This window comes from Gymnodinialimonas phycosphaerae, assembly GCF_019195455.1.
Taxonomy (GTDB): domain Bacteria; phylum Pseudomonadota; class Alphaproteobacteria; order Rhodobacterales; family Rhodobacteraceae; genus Gymnodinialimonas; species Gymnodinialimonas phycosphaerae.
On sequence record NZ_JAIMBW010000001.1, the window covers coordinates 1 to 15,222 of the forward strand.

Consider the following 15,222-nt stretch of genomic DNA (forward strand, 5'->3'; position numbering starts at 1 on the left):
AATTGCGCTGATTTTGTCACCATCGAATGATCCGTGACCACGTTTGCACTCAAACACGAAAAGCTTGCCGGAATTGGTATTGAGTGCAAGGCAGTCGAGATGGGCCTTGCCTCCTGCGACTGGGATCTGTTCCTTCATGGCCTGCCAATGCGGCAGCTTATTGATTGCATAAATGAGCGCGCGCTCGATCAGTAAGCCGTGACGCTTCTTGCGGTCGGTCGAGCGATCTCAGGTTGGGCGCGCGGCGCAGATCGGATTGCCGTTCGCTGTTCGCAGGGGGAGCAAGGTCACCTCCACCGGGCCGTTGTGCTCGTACCAATAACAGCCGTCTCCCGGCCTGAGGCGGGCGGTCGAAACGTCTTGATCGGGTGCCGCCATCGCCACCACGCTTTCGGGCACGTTCCCGATCGCGTTTGCGGTATCGCTGCTGTCGCTCGGTGAAATGGCACACCCGGCGGCGAGCATTAACGTGGGCAGGACCATCATGTTACGTTTTTGCATGGTCGATTGCATTGAGTTTCCTTTCGCATTTGCTTTCTGCCTCGCCAAAACGGGGCAATCCGCTGTCAGTCCTACCAAAAAACAGAACATGAAGACCAACCGATTTTTCACTTGAAGCTCTAGTTGCTGTAGGTGCTATGTCGATCTGAACTGTCCGAATCCCGAGGTCCGTTCATGCCGTCTTATATCCACCGCCATGATGATACCGACGCTCCGCAGGCATCCGGCGACGGCTGCTGCGGAGGCAGTCGAAGCTGTGGCAACGTCGCTCCAGTAACGCCCGCGCCGTATGCCGGGCGCAGCTTTCAGGTTTCAGGCCTCGATTGCGCCGAAGAGGTCGCGATCCTGAACAAGGTGGTCGGCCCGAAGATCGGCGGGGCGGAGCATCTCGCGTTCGACGTGATCAATGGACGGATGACCATCCTCGACAGCGCAATGAAGGTATCGGACGGCGAAGTTGCAGAACTGGTGGCAAGCACCGGCATGACCGCCAAGCCCTGGGATGCCGAAAACGCGTCGGTCGACCAGGCGGCCCATCTTGCACGACAGTGGCTGTTTACGGCGCTCAGCGGCGGCTTCTGGGCCGCGGGATTCCTTTGGCACATCATCGAGACGGGCATGGGCGGGGCGTTCGGCCTTTTCGCGGGGCACGGCGAAGCGCCGATGCCGCTGGTCGAGGCAGGGCTGTTCGCGGTTGCGATCCTGTTCGGTGTCTGGCTCGTGGCACCCAAGGCATGGTCGTCCGCTCGGCGGCTGTCGCCGGACATGAACCTGCTCATGGTTGTCGCCGTGGCCGGTGCCATCGGGCTTGGCGAATTCTTCGAGGCGGCGACGGTCGCGTTCTTCTTCTCGCTCTCGCTCTACCTCGAAAGCTGGAGCGTCGGGCGTGCGAGGAATGCGGTCTCGGCGCTCTTGGATCTTGCACCACCGACGGCGCGCATGATCCGCGAAGACGGAAGCGAGGCCGACGTTCCGGCGGCTCAAGTCGCCGTAGGCTCAAGCTTCATAGTACGCGGTGGCGACCGTATCCCGCTCGATGGTGAGGTGACGGACGGCGCGGGCGCGGTCGATCAGGCGCCAATCACCGGAGAGAGTGCGCTGGTCCCAAAGGAACGAGGCGACGAAGTCTATGCTGGCACGATCAACGGCGAAGGCACATTGACGGTGCGCGCCACGAAGGCCGCCTCGGACACCGTCTTGGCCAAGATCATCCGCATGGTCGGCGACGCCCATGCCCGCCGCGCGCCGGTGGAGCAATGGGTGGCGAAGTTCGCCCGCATCTACACGCCTATCGTCATGGCTCTCGCCATTGCAATTGCCCTGCTGCCGCCGCTCATTTTCGGTGGGGCCTGGGATTATTGGTTCTACAATGCACTCGTGCTGCTGGTGATCGCCTGCCCGTGTGCTCTGGTCATCTCAACACCGGTCTCCATCGTCGCCGCACTCACCGCCTCAGCGCGGGCCGGAGTGCTGATCAAGGGCGGTGCATATGTTGAGGCACCGGGCAAGACCACTGCACTGGCCATGGACAAGACCGGCACGATCACCATGGGCGAGCCCGAGGTGGCGGCGGTGCATCCGCTGGGTAGAGCATCGGCGCAGGATCTGATGACCCTCGCCGCGGGGCTCGAGGCACGTTCCTCGCATCCCTTGGCGCGCGCCATTCTCGCGCGGGCAGAAGCCGACGGCATCAAGGTGTCCGCCGCAGAAGATACCCGAACCGTTCCTGGTAGGGGACTTGAAGGACGCACTGTCGGCCGGTCGATCTGGCTAGGGTCGGACCGGTTTGCCGAGGAGAAGGGTTTCGGCGACGCCATTCCGAAGGATTTGCGCGACCGCATCGAAGGGGCTGGCAGCACCCTTGTTGCCGTGGGCGACGACACCGGCGTGACCGGCATCCTGGAATTGCGCGACCGTATCCGCCCCGACGCCAAGGGCATCGTGGCACAGCTCCACGCGCAAGGCGTGAAGACCATCGTCATGCTGACGGGCGATAACGAGCGGACGGCGCGCGCCGTTGCAGCCGAGGTCGGCATCGACGAGGTCCGCGCCGAGCTTCTGCCCGAAGACAAAGTGACAGCCATCGAAGAACTGGTCGAAACGCATGACATGGTGGCCATGATCGGCGACGGGGTGAACGACGCCCCCGCCATGGCGCGGGCGCATTACGCCATCGCGATGGGTGCTGTTGGTTCGGACGCGGCAATCGAGGCTGCGGATATTGCCCTGATGACCGACGACCTCGGCAAGGTGCCTTGGCTGATCGGTCATTCGCGCCGGACAATGTCGATTATCCATCAGAACATCGGTATTTCCTTGGCGACCAAGGGCGTTTTCGTTGTCGCTACCGCGTTTGGAGTGGCATCGATGTGGGGCGCTATTGCAGCCGACGTAGGAGTGTCATTGCTGGTGGTGGCCAACGCCCTGCGCCTGCTGAACAGCCAAGAGGCCAAGGCGCCTCCGTCCGGCGGTGAACAGGTTGGTCCACAGATGACAAAGGCCGCGCTTGCCCATGCACATTGATCACGCAGCATTTGCAAGGTACCGTAATATCCATATCAGACCTCACCAAAGAGGCATGAGCAGTGAAAACCATCCGATTTCCCCGCCGCGCCGTCCTGTTGGGCGGGTTCGCAGCGTTTTTGTCCGGCTGTGCCAGCAAGTTCCGCAGCTATGGCGGACCCGAGGTGACCCGTGTTCGGCTTTACAAGGGGCAGCGCTTGCTTGTTCTCGACGGAGTCGACCGGGTATTGCAAACCTATCCGGTCGGGCTGGGTTTCGCGCCCGAAGATCACAAGCAATTCGAGGGAGACGGTCGGACCCCGGAGGGCGACTACGTAGTCGATAAGCGCAACCCTGAAAGCACTTATCATCTTTCGGTTGGCATCTCTTATCCGAATGAGGCCGACATCGCCTTTGCCGAAGCGCAGGGCCTTTCCCCCGGCGGCGACATCTTCATTCATGGTGGTCCACGCCCGGGCATCGACCCAACGGCCGTCCGCGACTGGACAGCTGGGTGCATCGCGGTCACAGATCGGCAGATCGAGGACATCTATGCAATGGTGAAGGACGGAACACCTATCCACATCTTTGCATGACGGTCTTTCTCATGTGGCGGTAGCGAGCCGTCGCATTGGCCGCCATTGCCCAGCTCCACGAAGCCAAGATGAGCGCCAACAGCATCCAGTCCCCGAAGCTCGCGTAGAGGGTCGGCGGTCGCGCGGAGGGCATCCTAGCGTCGATGATGCCCGTTTCGCCGGTATCAAGCCGCGCAACGATCTCTCCGTTCGCGTCGATGACCGCGGAGATGCCCGTATTCGCGGCTCGGATGACAGGAAGGCCTTCCTCTACGGCGCGCATCCGTGCGGAAGCCAGATGCTGCTCCGGTCCGATGCTGGTGCCGAACCAGGCGTCGTTCGTCGCGTTGAAAATCCAGTCAGGTCGGAACAGGTCGTCGACCACATGGCCTGGGAAGATGATCTCATAGCAGATCGCCAGGGCGACCAGCGGCAAACCCGGAAGCGCAAGCGTTCGAGGGCCTGGTCCGGGCGTAAAGTCGCCGAGCCCCGCCGTGAGCCGCTCGATGGGCGACCAGCCGCGGAATGGCACATATTCGCCGAAGGGTACGAGATGGTGTTTCGCGTATCCGGTCAGGATTCTGCCGGTCGCGCCAAAAGCCTGGACCGTGTTGAAATATCGGGTGCCATCTTCGCTCGGTACACGGTCCGGCACACCGGTGAGCAGCACCCTGCCGTCTGGTAGCGCAGCGGCAATGCGATCCCGTGCCTCCGTATCCTCATCGAGGAAACCCGGAAAGGCGGTTTCCGGCCAAAGAAGAACGTCGAAATCGCCGGGCTGGGTTGAAAGCTCAAGATAGCGCGCGAAGGTCGCCTCGCGGTTCTCGGGCGCCCATTTCTCCTCTTGTGGAATGTTGCCCTGGACGATGCGCAGGTCGACACCGGGTGGCTGTTGTGCATCCGACTGGAGGCGAAGCGTGCCGACAGCCCACATCGTCGCGATGCCCGCCAGCGCCATGAGCGAAACGGTCAATCGTTGCCGCCCGGACGCCATGACAGCCGCGCCGGGAAGTGCCGCGACGAACACGGTGAGAAAGCTTAGGCCATAGCTTCCGACCCAGGCGGCGGGTTGGCGAGGAGCGGCGTAATCGACCAGAGCGTAGCTGGCGAGGTTCCACGGAAATCCTGTCAAAACGTGACCTCGCAACCACTCGGCAGCGGTCCAGGAGGTCGCGAACAGGAGGCAGGCCAAGAGACTGCCCATGGCTCCACGCCGCGCGATTTCGGCGAAAAGCGCGGTGGCAATGGCCGGGAAAATCGCGAGACCTGCGGACAATCCCGCGACGGCCGGGATCGCCATCGCCCCGAACCGCTCGGCCTCGACGTAGAAACTCTCTGCAATCCACGAAATCCCGAAACCGAACTGGCCGAGACCAAACGCCCAGCCGACGAGGAAAGCGCGCCCGAAGGAGAGATCGCGAAGCCCGACAAACAGCGCGGAATAGGCAACGGGAACGAGCAGGAGAATCGAAAGAGGCGGGAAAGTCAGAACCGTCAGCGCCCCGGCGGCGAAACCAAGCGTCATCCGCGAAAGCAAACAGGGGCGCAGAGCGATGCGGTTCAGAATTTCCGTCTTCACGACTTGATCGGACGCCGCGCGCTGATCCATGGCGCGGCGAGCAAGAGCCCTACGCCACCGACGACAAATACATCGGCCATGTTAAAGGCAGGCCAATGTGTTGTGCCAATGTAGAAATCGAGAAAGTCTGTTACAGCCCGATAGCGCACACGATCGATGACATTGCCCAGCGCTCCGCCAATGATCGCGCCGTAGGCAAGTGTTTCGGCCGCATTTTCGACGCGAAACAGCATGACAGCAAGCCAGACACAGATGGCAAGAGCGAGAGCGATGAGGCTCCACCACGGCGCGCCGCCCAACATCCCGAAAGTCACGCCGTCATTACGATAAAAGACGAGGTTGAATCCCGGAAACACGGGAATCCCGGCGCTTAAAGTGACGGCATTCGCAACGACAATGGCTTTGGTGATCTGATCGATCGCGAACGCAGCAAGTGCTGCGAAGACGCCGATCATCGGAGATACCTTGTTTAGTGACATTGCCTCATCCCAACCAGACATCAAGGAACAGCATCAGAACGAGCCCGACTGCGAGACCGAGCGTCGCCCTGTTCTGATGGCCGCTGCGATGGGTTTCGGGGATGATTTCGTGGCTAATGACGTAGAGCATTGCGCCCGCGGCAAAGGCCAGACCCCATGGAAGCAGCGGTTCCGACAGTGTGATGATGCCGGCCCCGAGCAGACCGCCAATCGGCTCGACCATGCCAGTCAGCGCCGCAATGCCCCAGGCGCGCAGCTTCGGATATCCCTCGCCCAGCAGCGACACCGCGACGGCCAATCCTTCGGGCGCGTTCTGCAAGCCGATGCCGATGGCGAGTGGGAGGCCACCTTCCATGCCACCGGAACCGAACCCGACCCCGACCGCGAGACCCTCGGGAAAGTTGTGGATCGTGATCGCGATGATGAACAGCCAGACCCGCCGCAATGACGCCGCTTCGGGCCCTTCGCGTCCCGTCTTGAAATGCTCGTGCGGCAGCTTTTCGTTCATCAGGGCGACAGTCCCCATGCCCAGAAGGATCGAGACGCATACGATGGCCGCAGGCATCGCGCCGTTTTCGAACATCGGCTCGGCCGCATCCAATGCGGGGATGATCAGCGAAAAAAACGAGGCTGACAGCATGACACCGGCAGCGAAGCCGAGCGACAGGTCGCGCGTGGCCCGGGACGGGATGCGCCCGAACAGCACGGGAGCTGCTCCGACTGCCGTGAGCGAACCGGCGGCGAGACTTCCGAGAAAGCCGAGCATTATCGGAGACAGATTTTCCATGGGCGGGCCAGATTATCCTTCGGCGTAGCTCGAAAAGACTTCCGTCGACCCGTCCTTGCGGATGAGGAAGACATCATAGGCCTCGCGGTCGTCTTCTGGCCCCATGCCGGGCGAGCCATAGGGCATCCCAGGCACGGCGAGACCGACTGCGTCCGGGCGCTCATCGAGAAGGCGGCGGATGTCAGCGGCCGGGACATGGCCTTCGATCACGTAGCCCTCGATTAGCGCGGTGTGGCAGGAGACCATGCGCTGCGGCACGCCGTTGTCGAGCTTGAAGCGAACCAGCGATCCACCGAACATGTCCTGGCCGGTCGGCGCAAAACCGTTTTCTTCGAGATGGTTCATCCACGAGAGGCAGCAGCCGCATCCGTTCGTCTTGCGGACGTCGATCGCCGTTGCCTCTGCGAGGGCCTGGGCCGCCGGGAAAAGGGCGAGCGTGATGGCAAGAGCTTGGGTCATGCGTTTCATGGGTCAGAGCCTTTCGGTTGTCGTTTCGGCAATCTCGCTGCCGAGGTTTTCATTCAGAAGCGCCCGCGCCTCGGCCAGACGCGAGAGCGCGGCGGTATCATCCGCTTCGCTCTCGGCTGCTTCGGCGAGCCGGTCGTCAGTGAGGGGGTCAGTCGGGCGCCCATCCACGAGGACTTCGTAGTGCAGGTTCGGGCCTGTCGCCGTGCCGGTCGCGCCGACGCGGCCGATCACATCTCCCGCCGCCACGCGTTGGCCTTGTACCAGGCCCTCCGGCACGGCGCTCAGATGCGCGTAGCGCGTCATGGTGTCGGACCCGTGCGAGATTTCAACCACGCGACCATAGCCGCCGCGCCAGCCGATGAAACTGACCCGCCCCGGTGCCGTCGCTTGAACCGGTGTCCCACGTGCCGCTGCGAAATCAACGCCGGTGTGCATCCGGACGTTGCCAAAGACCGGATGCGTGCGGCGTCCGAACACCGAGCTGAGGCGCGCGCCCTCGACCGGCTGTGCGAAGACGCGCAGCACCTCGCCATCGACGTAGATCGTCGCCTGACCGCTGCCGTCGTCCGGCCATACGATCTCGTAAAGCGAACCGCCGATCTCCAGTGCGGCGAAGGCGAGCTCGGGCTGTCCGATCCTGTCCTCGCCGACCCGCGCCTCGCGCCAGAGAAGCCTTAGTGTCTCGCCACCGGCCATCTCGCGGCGGAAATCCACGGTCCCACCCAGCATCTGCGCAAGGTCCACGGAAAAACGGGCGGGTATGCCGGCTTCTTCGAGTGCCGCGAAGATCGAGCTGTCGATCACCGCTTCGCCGGCAAGGGTTACGATCTCCGGATCCGGAGTCACGACCTGTGTGGACAACTGCTCGCCGAAAACCACCTCGATCCGAACCCCGTCCTCGACGGCAAGTGCGACGGTGCGGGGGCTGCCGTCCATGGTCGAAGCAACAGTGACCGAGTGCCCCGGCCGCAGCCGTCGCAGATCGTATTCGGCACCGAGCGCGAGGGCAACTTCCGCTCTGTCAGGTGCCGCAAGACCGGCTTCGGACAGCAAGAAATCGAGCGTCTCGCCGGGTGCAATGTCGCGCGACCACGTCGACAGCGGTGGCTCGATCGCCCGTACCGGCACGTCGGCAACAGCGACCTGCAGAAGGGGCAGCGGGCCGAGGTCGGATGCATCTTCTGCCCATGCCGTCGCGGGCAGCGTCACGGGAATGTCAACGTTCAGGGGGGCTTCAAGACGTTGGGGCATCCAGCTACCTGCCTGGGCAAGTTCCGGCGGCACGGGTTCTTTCGACAAAAGATCGGAGATGGCGATAGCCGCACCCGAAACCGTCCCCGCAATTGCAACACAAGCCGCCAGAGTTCTGAGCCTCATGTCGCCCCCTCCATTTCTTCTGCCAGCGCGCGATGGATCTTCGGCACCGCGAATTCTCTGGCTTCGTGATAGTCGATCATGGTGACGAACCGCCCGGAGGCTGCGAACAGGAAGACGCTCGCGGTGTGGTTCATCGTGTAATCGCCGCTCTCCGTCGGCACCCTTTCGTAGGTGGCGCGGAAGCCGTCCGCGACGCGCGCTATCTGCTCCTCCGGCCCCGTCCAGCCACGGATCGCAGGATGGAAGTAGCCGACATATTCGGCCATCGTTTCGACAGTGTCGCGCTCGGGATCGACCGTGATGAAAACCACGTTCATCTCGTCGGCCTCGTCTCCCAGATCGTCGAGCCATCCCGAAATGTCAGAGAGTGTGGTCGGGCAGACATCGGGACAGTAGGTGAAGCCGAAGAACGCCATCGTCGGTCGCCCGATGAGGGTTTCCGGCCCGACCGCGTTGCCCTCATGATCCGTCAGACGGAAGTCCATCTCGGTCAGGGCCACAGGCAGCTGCCCGACAGGTGCGGGTGCACCGGGTCCGTCGACCCGCCACCAACCGACGAAGAGCATCAGGGCGACCGCCCCGACACCAGCCGCACCATACCCCAGGATCGCCCGTCGCCGCATCAGTCCTGCGGCCCCCTCGCGGCGATGCCGAGGATCGGCACGTCGACCGTCACTTCGCCTCCGCCGTCGAAGAGCAGGGTCAGCGGAAAGGTTTCCCCTTCCGTCATCGGTTCTTGCAGCCGCATCAGCATTGCGTGCAGGCCCCCCGGCTCGAGCGCGACGCTCTCGCCCGGGGCGATTGTGATCTCGCCCGCCGGGCTCATCGAACTCACACCTTCGGCATTGGTCTTCGTCTCGTGGATCTCGGGCATCATCGCGAGCGGTGTCTTAAGGCCGATCAGCGTTACCGGCTCGTCGCCAGCGTTGCGGATCGTCATGTAGGCCGCCCCGGGACGGTTCATCCCGATGGAGGCGCGGGACCACGCGTTCTCGACGACGACATCCTCGGGTCCGGCCAGCGCGGGCACCGAGAGCCCTCCAAGGGTCAAAAGCGCCGCCAGTGTGCTGGTTAAAATATACTTTTTCATCGTTTTGATCCTGCCCTTTCCATTCATTTTTGCGCGGAAGCGACTTCGGCAGCCACCAATCGCCGCAGTTCTGCCTCCCCGAACGGATCGAGCGGCTTGCCGTTCACGAAGAATGTGGGCGTCTGGCGAATTCCCACGGTCTCTACATCGGCACGATCCTGATTCAGGATCGCCACTACACCCGGTGCCAGCATTTGCGTGCGTGCGGCCTCGGCATCGAGTCCGGCCGTGGCGGCGACCTGTAGGATCAGGCCGGGCGCCGGGGCACCGTGTGACGCCCATCTCGGCTGTTCCCGCAGAACGGCCTCGAGCACCGGCACGTAAACGTCCTGCATGCGCGCCGCCTCGAGCACGCGTATGGCTTCCTCGGATGCCGCGCCGTGGAAGGGCGTGTAGCGGATCACGACGCGGACAGCTTCCCCATGCTCGGCCATGATGTCCTTCACGATGGGATGAAAGGCGCGACAGGCCTCGCAGGCCGGATCGAAGAATTCGACGATCGTGACGGGCGCATCCGCAGGCCCGAGGATGGGCGAGTAGGGGCGGATCATCGCCTCCGCAAGTTCCGGAGCAACGGGCTCCGCTTCGGCCACTGGGCCGGGGCGGTTTGCAAACCAGGTGGCTCCGCCGAAACCGGCGGCGCCGAGGGCAAGAACGGACAGGATCAGGCCGCGTCGATTCATGTTCGTGTGTCCTTTAATGAAAGGGCCGACAGCGCCCCGATCAGCGCGAAGGCGGCGAGCGCCATCAGCGGGATAGGGATGCCGAAGACCAGTTGGTTGTCATCGGTGCAAGAGGGGCCGGTGGCCGTGCAGGGCTGGACGCGTTCGGGAACAAGATCGACGTACAGCCCCATGTGCCACAGGGCGATTGCGCCGCCGCCAAGCGCCAATGCGATGCCGTAGCGCCCCACACGGCCGTCCCGCCACCAAAGGCCCAGCCCGAGGACAATGGCCAAGGGAAACATGAAGGCGCGCTGGAACCAGCACAGCAAACAGGGCGTCTGCCCCAGCACCTCGCCGATGAAAAGCACGGCAAGCGAGGCGACGAGTGCGATGATCCACGCTAGCCCGAGGGCTGTTTCTCCGGATATGCGGTTCATTTCGGTCAGATCCTCTCTTCCAGATCGGCGAGGATCTCTTCGGCGGAGGTGCCGTAGGGCCACGAGTCGGCGAAGCCCGCGTCGGGATCGAAGAGGAACAGATGCGACGTGTGGCCCATCGTGTAACCATCCGGCGCTGCGGCCTCTTCGACGCGCTCAAAGAAGATTGGAAACGTCTCGGACGTGGCGGCGATCTGTTCCGGCGTGCCCGTCAGCCCGATGATGCCCGCATCGAACAGCGGGACGTATTCGGCGAGTGCGGCGGGCGTGTCCCGTTCGGGGTCGATTGTTATGAAAATCGGCTGGACCTTGGCGGCATCGTCGCCCAGACCGTCCATCACCGCCGCGACCTCTGACAGGGTCGTCGGGCAGACGTCGGGACAGTTGGTGAAGCCGAAAAACACCAGCATCCAGCGCCCCGCAAAGTCCTCCTCGGTTCGAACCATACCCTGGTGGTCCGTTAGTTCGAATTGAGCGAAAAAAGGCGGTTCGGCGTCGGTTCGGGCGCGGTCGGCACGATAGTCGGACCAGAGCAAAAGCCATACGAAGGCAAGCGCTGCCACGCCTGCCAAAACCCAAAGAAACTTCTGTGCCGATGTAAGGGACAATCCTGTTCGCCTGTTTTTGATTCTTATTGCGTGTGCGGGTACATCCTCTAGCCGCTAGAGGTTCAAGCACGAAATCATGGTATCGCTTGAACTCACGCGTTTGTGAATCCGACACTTGTTTATTCCGACGGCAAAACCTACACCAACTGTATCTTTTTCATGGAGGCGAGAATGCTCACGATCGGTACTCTGTCAAAGAAGACCGGCACGAAGGTGCAGACCATCCGGTACTACGAGCAGATCGGGCTAATGCCCGAACCTGGCAGGACCGAAGGCGGACAGAGGCGCTACGACAATGCACAGCTCGACCGACTGTCCTTCATCCGCCACTCGCGGCAACTCGGCTTCTCGCTCGATGCGATCCGCGAGCTGCTCGACCTCAGCGACCATCCCAACCGCCCCTGCGACGAGGCAGATGCCATCGCGCGTCGCCAGCTCAAACAGGTGGAGCAGCGCATGGCCCGCCTGAAGGCGCTGCGCACGGAACTGAAACGCATGGTCCACGAGTGCAGCGGCGGGCGGACAGCGGATTGCCGGGTGCTGGAGGTATTGCGGGACCATTCTGAATGTCTGACCGAGCACGACGAGATTGGGGCCTGATTGGGCTCTGTTGCAACAGAGCCGTCTTCTGGCGCCGCGACAGCGTGCTGAAGTCGGGCACAGCCCAGTCCAGGCCGATCAGGCGCAGCAGGCTCTCGACGAACCCGGTTGTATGGCGCAGGGCCATGCCGAACAGCACCTTCATCGTCAGGCAGGTCTGGATGGCGGCGTTGCTGTCGTCTGGTTGGCGCCCGCGCTTGCCGGTGGGCGCGGCTCCCCACATCATGGCGGGATCGAACCAGATCGTCAGCGAGCCCCGTTGCTTCAACACTTCGTTATAGGACGACCTGTTCGTGGTCTTGTACTTCGTAGTGGCCCAATTGCTAAATCCATCCAACTATCGTGCTAGGCCGTGTTGACAAAAGGGATTCCCATCGTGCGTCGAGCGTGATTCAAGCTGGTATCTACGACGGAGACCAGCTTGGCACGAGACCTGATGTCGGACGAAGAGTGGACGTTTTTTGAACGCTTCATTCTGGCCGCCCGCGCCCCGAATGGGCGCAAACCCACCAACCATCGCCTTGTTTTGGATGGTGTTTTCTGGATCGCGCGGACGGGTGCTCCTTGGCGCGACCTGCCTGATGAGTTCGGAAAATGGTCGAGCGTTTACCGTCAATTCCGGCGCTGGACGCTGGCAGGGTTGTGGGAGGTCATCATGGACGCCCTGAACCAGAGCGGCGCGGTCCCACACGCCCTTCAAATGATCGATAGCACCGTGGTTCGCGCCCATCATCCATTGCCCGGCATTGCGCCATCAGCGCCCATCATGCCGTGCATGCGCATCATCATCTCCATCATATCGTGCTCGCCGCCCATGCCCGCGCCGCGAGCATCCCCATGATGCGGCCCGCTGTCCGCCATTGCCGCTCCTGCCGCCAACAGGACTGCCACCGCGGAAGCTGCCATCTTTCCACGCAACGTCATTCGAATATCCTCCGTTTTGCCTTGCACGCCTCATGTCGGTAGTCACAGCGCAAATCGGAACGGGCGTCATTCAGGGATTTGTATCCGCGTGTCGCAGGCAGCCGATCTGATACAAATGGAGACAAAACAGCCTCTGACCGTGGAAAGCCCGTTCGTTAAACAAGAAAATGATGTCCAGCAGCCCTCATATCCTGGTCGTGGATGACCACAGGCAGATCCGGGAGTCGGTCACCCGGTTCCTGGAAAAAAACGGCATGCGCGCAACCGCGGCCAAGGACGCGGTCGAAATGGACGCCCAATTGGCCTCTGGCCATTACGATCTGCTGGTGCTGGATGTGATGATGCCGGGCGAGGACGGTCTTTCCATCTGCCGAAGGCTTGCGAGGCAATCGAGTCTCCCAATCATCATGTTGACCGCGCTCGGCAAGGAGACGGACCGGATTGTAGGCCTGGAACTCGGTGCGGACGACTACCTGCCGAAGCCCTTCAACCCCCGTGAGCTGCTGGCGCGCATCAAGGCCGTGTTGCGCAGGAGTTCATCCGCCGAGAACCACGCCGGGGAACTCGCAGGAAAACGCGTGCGCTTCGCCGGCATGACCCTCGACACGGATGGACATGCGATCGAGACGCCAGGCGGGGAACGTCTGCTGCTGACGACCGCGGACTTTCGCCTGCTGACGGTCCTCCTGGAGCGCCCCCGGAAGGTCCTGAGCCGGGATCAGCTGCTCGACCTGACCTCGGGCCGGGCCGCCGGCCCCATGGACCGGACCATCGACAACCAGATCAGCAGGCTCCGGCGCAAGATCGAGCCCGACCCCCTGCGGCCGAGGATCATCACGACGGTCCGAAACGGCGGCTACTGCCTCGCAACGGATGTCGAGGTCGTCGAATGAGACGGCCGTTCCGAAGCCTGCGCGCACAACTGGTCATTCTGATCGTCGCCGCACTCGTCGTTGCGCAGGCCATCAGCCTGTGGCTCTTCGTGGACGAGCGCAGCCTGGCGATCCGCGCGGCGCTTGGCTTCGAGGCCGCCGGCAGGGCCGCCAACGTCGCCCGTCTCTTGGAAGAAGCGCCGCCCGACCTTCAGGCGTCGATCCTGCGTGCCGCGAACTCGCCGCTCGTCCGTTTCGAATTATCCGACGCACCGAGCGTGACCGAGCCGGACCACCACCATGCGGCGCCCGTGGAAGCCCGCGTGCGGGCCCTTCTTGGCGACAGCTACAGCCGCGATATCCGTGTCCAACTCGATGATATCGAGACGCCGGTCCTGCCGCTGCCCAACCTCTCGCCGGAGATGGCGGAAATGCACCGCTCGATGATGCGGGGCGAAATGGCGGCGCTGGAAATGACGCTGTCCATTGCGCTCGCCGGAGGGCAGTGGCTGAACGTCGGGACCCGGTTCGAGCGGCCGCCGCTGCAATGGCCCCTGTTTTCCACGTTCACCTTCGCGCTGACGGCGGCGCTCATCCTCGTCACGGTGTGCTGGTTTCTGGTCACGCGCCTTACCGGGCCATTGCGCAAGCTGGCCGGTGCGGCCGAGCGGCTCGGGCGAGGTGAAGACGCGGTACCGTTGCCTCTCGTGGGTCCCGCAGAGGTCGAGGACCTGACGCGGGCGTTCAATCTGATGCAGGAACGCCTGACCAGATACGTGGCCGACAGGACGCGTGTTCTTGCCGCCGTGGGCCATGATCTGCGCTCCCCGCTTACAGCGCTCAGGGTGCGTGCCGAGATGGTGGACGACGACGAGACCCGAGAAAGCCTGATCGAGTCGATCGAGGAAATGCAGACCATGGCGGAGGCGACGTTGAGCTTCGCCGAGGACCTGACCGGAACTGAAGAGCCGCGAGAGGTCGATGTCGGTACGTTTCTTCACGACCTGGCATCCGACATGCTGGACCCGCCGAAGATCCAGGGTGGCCCCGACGTTCATGCGCGTCTGCGCCCGGTCTCGTTTCGCCGCGCTGTGCGAAACGTCGCGGAGAACGCGCTCCGCTACGGGGGGAGCGCCGAGATCGCCTGGCGGTCCGAGGACGATACCCTCTTTATCGAGATACGCGACAGGGGCCCGGGCATCCCGTCCGACAAGCTCGAGCAGGTCTTCGATCCGTTCTTCCGGCTCGAAGGCTCGCGTTCGCTTGAGACCGGCGGGCATGGTCTGGGGCTTTCCATTGCCCGATCCATCGTCCGTGCGCATGGCGGCGAGATCCATCTCGCGAACCGCAGGGACGGCGGACTCGTGGCGACCATGGTCGTCCCGCTCGCGGGCAGGCGATCTCACAAGACGTCATCGGCGAAAGAGGAGTGGAAGAATGCTGAGATCGATAGCGATAATGGCGACGTTCGCCATGCTTCCGACGGCAGTGGCCGCCGATCCTCCGGCGGATTGGCAGGGGAGGTATGATCACATGATGTGGGGCGGCGGCTACGGCATGGTGGGCGGCCTGATGATGCTTCTTTTCTGGGGCGTCGTCATCGTCTTGATCGTTCTTGCCGTGAAATGGTTCACCGACAACCAGGCCGGTGGCTCTCGTGGAGGGCGCGATGCAGTCGATATCCTGCGCGAGCGCTTCGCCGCGGGCGAGATCGACGAAGAGGAATTCGAACGCCGGAAGAAGGCGCTGGAACGCTGA

At 62.9% G+C, this 15,222-nt stretch carries 18 protein-coding genes and 2 pseudogenes; 7 read left to right on the forward strand and 13 right to left on the reverse strand.

Annotated elements, in window-relative coordinates; genetic code table 11:
- Positions 1–228: 228 nt before the first annotated feature.
- A complete protein-coding gene (locus KUL25_RS00005) occupies positions 229–513 on the reverse strand; it encodes a hypothetical protein (protein ID WP_257891038.1) in 285 nt (94 codons plus the stop codon).
- Between the two features lie 162 nt (positions 514–675).
- Here KUL25_RS00005 and KUL25_RS00010 point away from each other — a divergent pair, with 162 nt between their 5' ends.
- Entirely contained in the window at positions 676–3,024 is a 2,349-nt protein-coding gene (locus KUL25_RS00010) for a heavy metal translocating P-type ATPase (protein ID WP_257891039.1), read from the forward strand.
- A gap of 62 nt (positions 3,025–3,086) precedes the next feature.
- The gene (locus KUL25_RS00015; RefSeq protein WP_257891040.1) at positions 3,087–3,599 is read left to right on the forward strand and encodes a L,D-transpeptidase family protein; all 513 of its coding nucleotides are present in this window, start codon (positions 3,087–3,089) and stop codon (positions 3,597–3,599) included.
- On the opposite strand, the gene lnt is transcribed toward KUL25_RS00015, so the two are convergent.
- The 10 genes from lnt to KUL25_RS00065 are packed head-to-tail and all read right to left on the reverse strand — an operon-like array spanning position 3,580 to position 11,032.
- The gene (gene lnt, locus KUL25_RS00020) at positions 3,580–5,187 is read right to left on the reverse strand and encodes an apolipoprotein N-acyltransferase (protein WP_257891041.1); all 1,608 of its coding nucleotides are present in this window, start codon (positions 5,185–5,187) and stop codon (positions 3,580–3,582) included. The genes KUL25_RS00015 and lnt overlap by 20 nt on opposite strands.
- Complete coding sequence (gene lspA, locus KUL25_RS00025; protein ID WP_257891042.1) at positions 5,154–5,612, reverse strand: signal peptidase II; 459 nt, start codon at positions 5,610–5,612, stop codon at positions 5,154–5,156. Before lspA ends, lnt begins: the two co-directional genes overlap by 34 nt.
- 28 nt (positions 5,613–5,640) lie before the next feature.
- Positions 5,641–6,423, reverse strand: a complete 783-nt coding sequence (locus tag KUL25_RS00030; RefSeq protein ID WP_257891043.1) for a ZIP family metal transporter — start codon at positions 6,421–6,423, stop codon at positions 5,641–5,643.
- A gap of 12 nt (positions 6,424–6,435) precedes the next feature.
- Positions 6,436–6,891 (reverse strand): DUF411 domain-containing protein, encoded by a 456-nt coding sequence (locus KUL25_RS00035; protein ID WP_257891044.1) that lies wholly within the window; start codon positions 6,889–6,891, stop codon positions 6,436–6,438.
- Positions 6,892–6,894: 3 nt separating this feature from the next.
- Positions 6,895–8,268 carry a M23 family metallopeptidase gene (locus KUL25_RS00040; RefSeq protein ID WP_257891045.1) on the reverse strand — a complete coding sequence of 458 codons (1,374 nt, stop codon included), beginning with the start codon at positions 8,266–8,268 and terminating at the stop codon, positions 6,895–6,897.
- On the reverse strand, positions 8,265–8,891 hold the full coding sequence (locus KUL25_RS00045; RefSeq protein WP_257891046.1) for an SCO family protein: 627 nt from the start codon (positions 8,889–8,891) through the stop codon (positions 8,265–8,267). The genes KUL25_RS00040 and KUL25_RS00045 overlap by 4 nt, the downstream gene beginning before the upstream one ends.
- Positions 8,891–9,358, reverse strand: coding sequence for a copper chaperone PCu(A)C (locus KUL25_RS00050; RefSeq protein WP_008889344.1), 468 nt, complete (start codon positions 9,356–9,358; stop codon positions 8,891–8,893). Before KUL25_RS00050 ends, KUL25_RS00045 begins: the two co-directional genes overlap by 1 nt.
- 23 nt (positions 9,359–9,381) lie before the next feature.
- Positions 9,382–10,041, reverse strand: a complete 660-nt coding sequence (locus KUL25_RS00055; RefSeq protein WP_257891047.1) for a DsbA family protein — start codon at positions 10,039–10,041, stop codon at positions 9,382–9,384.
- Complete coding sequence (locus KUL25_RS00060) at positions 10,038–10,460, reverse strand: disulfide bond formation protein B (protein WP_257891048.1); 423 nt, start codon at positions 10,458–10,460, stop codon at positions 10,038–10,040. The genes KUL25_RS00055 and KUL25_RS00060 overlap by 4 nt, the downstream gene beginning before the upstream one ends.
- A 5-nt stretch (positions 10,461–10,465) precedes the next feature.
- Complete coding sequence (locus KUL25_RS00065) at positions 10,466–11,032, reverse strand: SCO family protein (protein ID WP_257894798.1); 567 nt, start codon at positions 11,030–11,032, stop codon at positions 10,466–10,468.
- A 207-nt stretch (positions 11,033–11,239) separates the two neighbouring features.
- Here KUL25_RS00065 and KUL25_RS00070 point away from each other — a divergent pair, with 207 nt between their 5' ends.
- Complete coding sequence (locus tag KUL25_RS00070; protein ID WP_197919133.1) at positions 11,240–11,668, forward strand: MerR family transcriptional regulator; 429 nt, start codon at positions 11,240–11,242, stop codon at positions 11,666–11,668.
- 22 nt (positions 11,669–11,690) lie between these two features.
- On the opposite strand, the pseudogene KUL25_RS00075 reads toward KUL25_RS00070, so the two are convergent.
- Positions 11,691–12,005 (reverse strand): annotated as a pseudogene (locus KUL25_RS00075) (transposase); the annotation flags it as partial.
- Positions 12,006–12,104: 99 nt separating this feature from the next.
- Between KUL25_RS00075 and KUL25_RS00080 the strand changes: the two are divergent.
- Positions 12,105–12,431 (forward strand): annotated as a pseudogene (locus KUL25_RS00080) (IS5 family transposase); the annotation flags it as partial.
- Here the strand turns inward: KUL25_RS00080 and KUL25_RS00085 are convergent.
- Entirely contained in the window at positions 12,398–12,592 is a 195-nt protein-coding gene (locus KUL25_RS00085; RefSeq protein WP_257894922.1) for a hypothetical protein, read from the reverse strand. The pseudogene KUL25_RS00080 and the gene KUL25_RS00085 sit on opposite strands and share 34 nt — an antisense overlap.
- Before the next feature lie 167 nt (positions 12,593–12,759).
- Here KUL25_RS00085 and KUL25_RS00090 point away from each other — a divergent pair, with 167 nt between their 5' ends.
- From KUL25_RS00090 to KUL25_RS00100, 3 genes are read left to right on the forward strand one after another with little or no spacing between them, the layout of a single operon-like run.
- Complete coding sequence (locus tag KUL25_RS00090) at positions 12,760–13,485, forward strand: response regulator (RefSeq protein WP_427854378.1); 726 nt, start codon at positions 12,760–12,762, stop codon at positions 13,483–13,485.
- Positions 13,482–14,993, forward strand: coding sequence for an ATP-binding protein (locus KUL25_RS00095; RefSeq protein ID WP_257891050.1), 1,512 nt, complete (start codon positions 13,482–13,484; stop codon positions 14,991–14,993). The genes KUL25_RS00090 and KUL25_RS00095 overlap by 4 nt, the downstream gene beginning before the upstream one ends.
- Positions 14,994–14,997: 4 nt before the next feature.
- Positions 14,998–15,222, forward strand: coding sequence for an SHOCT domain-containing protein (locus tag KUL25_RS00100; RefSeq protein WP_257891051.1), 225 nt, complete (start codon positions 14,998–15,000; stop codon positions 15,220–15,222).

Excerpts from the sequence above, each read along its gene's own strand:
- KUL25_RS00005 (WP_257891038.1), bottom strand. The coding sequence starts at position 513 with ATGCAATCGACCATGCAAAAACGTAACATGATGGTCCTGCCCACGTTA.
- KUL25_RS00010 (WP_257891039.1), top strand. The coding sequence starts at position 676 with ATGCCGTCTTATATCCACCGCCATGATGATACCGACGCTCCGCAGGCA.
- lnt (WP_257891041.1), bottom strand. The coding sequence starts at position 5,187 with ATGGATCAGCGCGCGGCGTCCGATCAAGTCGTGAAGACGGAAATTCTG.
- lspA (WP_257891042.1), bottom strand. The coding sequence starts at position 5,612 with ATGATCGGCGTCTTCGCAGCACTTGCTGCGTTCGCGATCGATCAGATC.
- KUL25_RS00030 (WP_257891043.1), bottom strand. The coding sequence starts at position 6,423 with ATGGAAAATCTGTCTCCGATAATGCTCGGCTTTCTCGGAAGTCTCGCC.
- KUL25_RS00035 (WP_257891044.1), bottom strand. The coding sequence starts at position 6,891 with ATGAAACGCATGACCCAAGCTCTTGCCATCACGCTCGCCCTTTTCCCG.
- KUL25_RS00040 (WP_257891045.1), bottom strand. The coding sequence starts at position 8,268 with ATGAGGCTCAGAACTCTGGCGGCTTGTGTTGCAATTGCGGGGACGGTT.
- KUL25_RS00045 (WP_257891046.1), bottom strand. The coding sequence starts at position 8,891 with ATGCGGCGACGGGCGATCCTGGGGTATGGTGCGGCTGGTGTCGGGGCG.
- KUL25_RS00050 (WP_008889344.1), bottom strand. The coding sequence starts at position 9,358 with ATGAAAAAGTATATTTTAACCAGCACACTGGCGGCGCTTTTGACCCTT.
- KUL25_RS00055 (WP_257891047.1), bottom strand. The coding sequence starts at position 10,041 with ATGAATCGACGCGGCCTGATCCTGTCCGTTCTTGCCCTCGGCGCCGCC.
- KUL25_RS00060 (WP_257891048.1), bottom strand. The coding sequence starts at position 10,460 with ATGAACCGCATATCCGGAGAAACAGCCCTCGGGCTAGCGTGGATCATC.
- KUL25_RS00070 (WP_197919133.1), top strand. The coding sequence starts at position 11,240 with ATGCTCACGATCGGTACTCTGTCAAAGAAGACCGGCACGAAGGTGCAG.
- KUL25_RS00085 (WP_257894922.1), bottom strand. The coding sequence starts at position 12,592 with ATGACGTTGCGTGGAAAGATGGCAGCTTCCGCGGTGGCAGTCCTGTTG.
- KUL25_RS00090 (WP_427854378.1), top strand. The coding sequence starts at position 12,760 with ATGATGTCCAGCAGCCCTCATATCCTGGTCGTGGATGACCACAGGCAG.
- KUL25_RS00095 (WP_257891050.1), top strand. The coding sequence starts at position 13,482 with ATGAGACGGCCGTTCCGAAGCCTGCGCGCACAACTGGTCATTCTGATC.
- KUL25_RS00100 (WP_257891051.1), top strand. The coding sequence starts at position 14,998 with ATGATGTGGGGCGGCGGCTACGGCATGGTGGGCGGCCTGATGATGCTT.